This is a genomic window from Kribbella sp., assembly GCF_035655035.1.
Classification (GTDB): Bacteria; Actinomycetota; Actinomycetes; order Propionibacteriales; family Kribbellaceae; genus Kribbella.
Genome location: NZ_DASRVN010000327.1, coordinates 1 through 4,717 on the forward strand (window position 1 = coordinate 1; position 4,717 = coordinate 4,717).

General features: G+C 69.4%; 5 protein-coding genes. 3 read left to right on the forward strand and 2 right to left on the reverse strand.

Annotation, left to right across the window (positions count from 1 at the left end):
* Positions 1–1,842 (forward strand): glycoside hydrolase family 76 protein (locus VFF46_RS18460; RefSeq protein WP_325038379.1); only part of this gene is annotated, 1,842 nt, incomplete at its 5' end.
* On the opposite strand, the gene VFF46_RS18465 is transcribed toward VFF46_RS18460, so the two are convergent.
* On the reverse strand, positions 1,839–2,852 hold the full coding sequence (locus VFF46_RS18465) for an aldo/keto reductase (RefSeq protein ID WP_325038382.1): 1,014 nt from the start codon (positions 2,850–2,852) through the stop codon (positions 1,839–1,841). The two genes, VFF46_RS18460 and VFF46_RS18465, sit on opposite strands and share 4 nt — an antisense overlap.
* 111 nt (positions 2,853–2,963) lie before the next feature.
* Between VFF46_RS18465 and VFF46_RS18470 the strand changes: the two genes are divergently transcribed.
* Positions 2,964–3,824 carry a helix-turn-helix transcriptional regulator gene (locus VFF46_RS18470; protein ID WP_325038383.1) on the forward strand — a complete coding sequence of 287 codons (861 nt, stop codon included), beginning with the start codon at positions 2,964–2,966 and terminating at the stop codon, positions 3,822–3,824.
* On the opposite strand, the gene VFF46_RS18475 is transcribed toward VFF46_RS18470, so the two are convergent.
* Positions 3,821–4,390 (reverse strand): TetR/AcrR family transcriptional regulator, encoded by a 570-nt coding sequence (locus VFF46_RS18475; protein ID WP_414673074.1) that lies wholly within the window; start codon positions 4,388–4,390, stop codon positions 3,821–3,823. The two genes, VFF46_RS18470 and VFF46_RS18475, sit on opposite strands and share 4 nt — an antisense overlap.
* Positions 4,391–4,478: 88 nt before the next feature.
* Between VFF46_RS18475 and VFF46_RS18480 the strand changes: the two genes are divergently transcribed.
* Positions 4,479–4,717 (forward strand): aldo/keto reductase (locus tag VFF46_RS18480; RefSeq protein ID WP_325038381.1); only part of this gene is annotated, 239 nt, incomplete at its 3' end.

Sequence of the window (4,717 nt, forward strand, 5' to 3'; positions counted from 1 at the left end):
GCCGGGGCGGTGACGCTCGCCCTGGGGCTGGTGTCACCACCGGCCGGCGCGAGCCCCGGCCAGGCCGCGTCCGGTCCCACGTCCGTCGCCCGGGCGCGCGTCGCCGCCGATCAGCTGATGAGCTCGTACGAGCCGACCAAGGCCTGGTTCCCGTCCAGCTGGTGGAACTCGGCCGTCGCATTGCAGACAATCGGCGATTACATGCAGCGCACCGGTGACCGCCGGTACCTGCCGCAGCTGGACAACACGTTCGAGAAAGACAAAGGCGCGTTCCCGGCCGGGTACTTGTCCGGCGACCAACTGCTCGGCAACTTCACCAGCCGGGCGATCGACGACTCCGAGTGGTGGGGTCTCACCTGGGTCCAGGCGTACGACGTGACCAAGAACCCGAAGTACCTCGACATGGCGGTGAAGATCGCGGAGTACGTCGAGGGCTACTGGGACCCGAGCACCTGCGGCGGCGGGGTCTGGTGGAACGCCGAACGCACCTACAAGAACGCCGTCACGAACGGCCTCTGGATCCGCCTGACCGCCGAGCTGCACAACCGGATGCCGCATGACACGCGCTGGCTCGGCCGCGCGCAGGAAGGCTGGAACTGGTTCACCGGCAGCGGCATGATCAACTCCGCCGGCCTGGTGAACGACGGACTCAAGGACAACTGCCAGAGCAACGGCGACACGGTCTGGAGCTACAACCAGGGCCTCGCGATCGGCGCCGGCCTGGAGCTGTGGCGTGCCACGCACGACCCCAAGATCCTCCCGACGGTACGGCGACTCGCGGACGCCGCGATCGCTCCGGGCGGACTCGTCACCGACGGCGTGCTGACGGAGTACTGCGACGCGCCCGGCCGGACGTGCGACGACAACGGCAAGCAGTTCAAGGGCATCTTCATGCGGTACTGGATGGACCTCGCCGACACCACGCACGACCAGCGCTACACCGACTTCGTCGCCCAGCAGGCCGCCACGGTCTGGAACAACGACCGCGACGCGTCCGACCGGCTGGGGGAGCGGTGGTCCGGCGCGACCCCGAACGTCTTCGACTGGCGTACCCAGGCCAGCGCGCTGAGCGCCCTGCTCGCCGCCGTACCCGCGACGCCGCCGGTGCGATCGTTGTCCGCGACAACGGATCCGGCCCTGCCGGTGGTGATGCCGGCGACCGGCGCCGGCACCCACCTGAAGGTGACGGTCGACGTCCAGGCAACCGGCCCGGTCGGCGACCGGATCACCGCGAACGTCCAGGCGGCCGCCCCGTCAGGCTGGACCGTGACGCCGGCGAAGTCGACCGTCACGCTGACGACCCGCGGCAACGCCGTACCGGTGCACGACGCGGTGCAGCTCGACGTGACGATTCCCGCCGGTACGCCGGACGGTCCGCACTCGGTGACGGCGACCGTGACGTCCGGTCCGCTGCTCTCGTACAGCACCCGGTCCGACATCCTGATCGCCCACAAGGCCGACTTCGACACCGGTACGGCGGCCGAGACGCCGTGGCTGTACGACGCCGACGGATCGCAGAGCAACGGCGTCCAGAACCGGTTCGCGGACGGGAACTCGTACTTCGTCTACCGCTTCCCGTTCCCGGCCGACGCATCGTCTGCATCCGTAATGTTGACAATCGACAATGAGTTTGCCGTCCAGCTCAGCTCCGACGGGCAGAACTGGACCACGGTCGCCACCGAGACGAACCAGTACCACGACGGCCAGAACAAGGCCGACCGCACCTTCGACCTGACGCCGTACCTGGGTGCCGGCAAGGCCGCCTACGTCCGCATCTCCGACTCGTTCCCGAACGACGGCTGGGGCGGCCGGGTCTACCACGTGACGGCCACGTACCACTAAGCAGCAGCTCGGTCGCCCACCGGGCGCCGGCGGAGGTTCGCGTCGAGGATGGGCGGGGTGTCGTAGTCCATGTCGAGGCGGCCGACGTCGGTGCCCGGTGGGACGATCTTGTCGATCTGGTCGAGGACGTCGTCGCCGAGCACGACGTCCGCGCCGGCCAGCGCGTCGTCGAGGTGCGCCATCGTGCGCGGCCCGATGATCGCCGACGTGACGGCCGGGTGGGCGATCGCGAACGCCATTGCCAGGTGGGTCATCGCGATACCGGCCGCGTCCGCGACCGGTGTCAGCTGGTCGACGACGTCCAGCCGCCGCTGGTCGCTCATGTGCCGGAAGATCCCCGTCCGGCGGAGCTCGGACGGTGCCCGCCCGGTGAGCTGTCCCTGCGCGAGCGGGCTCCACACCAGCGCGCCGAGGCCGTACTTCCGGACGGTCGGGAGCACCTCGCGCTCGATCCCGCGGTTCAGGATCGAGTACGGCGGCTGCTCGGCCCGGAACCTCTCCAGACCGCGCCGTTCGGACACCCACTGCGCTTCGACGATCTCGCTCGCCGGGGTTGTCGACGATCCGATTGTCCGCACCTTCCCGCTGCGGATCAGGTCGGTCAGCGCCGACAGGGTCTCCTCGACGTCGGTCTCGGGATCAGGGCGGTGCATCTGGAAGAGGTCGATGTAGTCGGTTCCCAGCCGGCGCAGCGAGTTCTCGACCGCGGTCACGATCCAGCGCCGGGAGTTGCCGCGCTGGTTCGGGTCGTCGCCCATCGGCAGGTGCGACTTGGTGGCGACCACGACGTGCTCGCGGCGGCCCTTGAGCGCCTTGCCGACGATCACCTCAGACTCGCCGTGCGAGTAGAAGTCCGCGGTGTCGACGAAGTTGATGCCGGCGTCCAGCGCCTTGTGGATCATCCGGATCGACTCGTCGGGATCGTCGTTGCCGACGGCACCGAACATCATCGCGCCGAGGGCGTACGGGCTGACCTTGATCCCGGTCCGGCCGAGCGTGCGGTAGTGCATGTGCTTCCTCCTTGGGGTTGTCTCCACCTTGGCGGCGACGACCGGTGCGGAGAAGGCCCACTTCATCCACGGACAGGTTGTCCCTGGATAGGCCTTGGGCCGTCACGCATGATGGGACGTGTGATAGATCGTGACGGCCTGGCCGGTTTCCTCCGCCGGCGCCGGGAGGTGCTGCACCCGGCCGACGTCGGACTTCCCGACGGTGTACGCCGCCGTACGCCGGGCCTGCGCCGCGAGGAGGTCGCCCAGCTCGCCGGCATGTCCACGGACTACTACTCGCGCCTGGAGCAGTCCCGCGGCGCGAATCCGTCCGAGCCGATCATCGCCAGCCTGGCCCGTGCCTTGCGCTGCGACCTGGACGAACGCGACCACCTGTACCACCTGGCCGGCCTCACCCCACCGCTGCGCCGGGCCGGCCGGCACATCCCGCCGGGACTGATGGCGCTGGTCAGCCGGCTGACCGACATCCCGGTCGTGATCAGCACGGACCTCGACGAGGTCCTCTGGCAGAACGCCCTGGCCGACATCGTCGTCGGCCGGCTCCCCGGCGGCGGCCTGCTCCCCGGCGGCGGCCGGGGCAAGAACCTGACCTGGCTCTGGTTCACCGAGCCGGAGACCCGGCGGATCTTCCCCGAGGAGGACTGGGACGCCCACACCGCCTTCCACGTCGCCGACCTGCGCGCGACGTACTCCCGCCGGATGGGCGACCGCGACGTCACCGAACTGGTCGACGCGCTGATTGCCCACAGCGAGGAGTTCCGCGCCCTGTGGGACCTCCACGACGTCGCTGTGCACCGCCTGCCCCGCAAGCGGTTCTTGAATCCCGAGGTCGGCGCACTCGACCTGACCTGCGAGACCCTGCTCACGCCGGCAGCAGACCTGAGGGTGCGAGCCTTCCTACCCTTGGAAGGCACCGACGCCCGGGAGAAGCTCGACCTGCTCCGCGTGATCGGCACCCAGAGCTTCGCCTAACGTGCTTGCAGACCGTCCACCAGCAGCTTCAGCAGGCGTCGCGTCTGTTCGCGCTGCTGCTCCGGCTCGGCGGCGATGACGGCACCGGCCATCGCCGCGACGACATCGCCTGGCGGTACGTCGGACCTGAAGATGCCCGCCGCCACGCCCGCATCCAGGAACGGTGCGACGGCGGCCGTGAGCCGGGCGCGGGTGTCTGTCTGCGTCACGGCGCCCGACGCGACCATCGCCCGCAGATCAGCCCCCATCGCGCGCTTGGAGTCGACGAAGTCGAGATAGCGGTACATCCAGGTCAGTAGCGCCTCGTCGGCGGGTGCGGCGGCGGCCAGCTTCGGCGCGGCCTCGCACAGCCGGGTCAGCTCCTGACGGTAGACGGCCTCGAGAAGCGCCTCCCGGGTCGGGAAATGCCGGTAGAGCGTGGCCACACCGACGCGGGCCCGGGCCGCCACCCGGTCGAGAGACAGCCGAACCGCCTCACCGTTACGCGCCGCCACGGCGAGATCGGCGAGCTCGTCACCGGCCGCCGCGACCACCTGCTCGCGCTTCCGCTCCGCATCCACCCGCATAAGTGGAGAAACCTCCATTTGGTGCTATCGTCGGAGAAGTGGAGAAACCTCCACTTCTTCTGAAGACTCTACCTGAGGACATCCGCTGATGACATCGCAACGACCCGGTGGCACCGTCAAGCTCGGGCAGCACGAGATCGCCAGGATCGGGTACGGCGCCATGCAGCTCGAGCACGTGGACACGGCCGCGGCGGCCGCCGTACTGCGTCGCGCCGTCGAGCTCGGCATCAACCACCTCGACACCGCGTCCTTCTACGGCCACGCGACGGTGAACCAGCACATCCGCGCCGCCCTGTCGCCGTACCCGGACGACCTGGTGATCGTCAG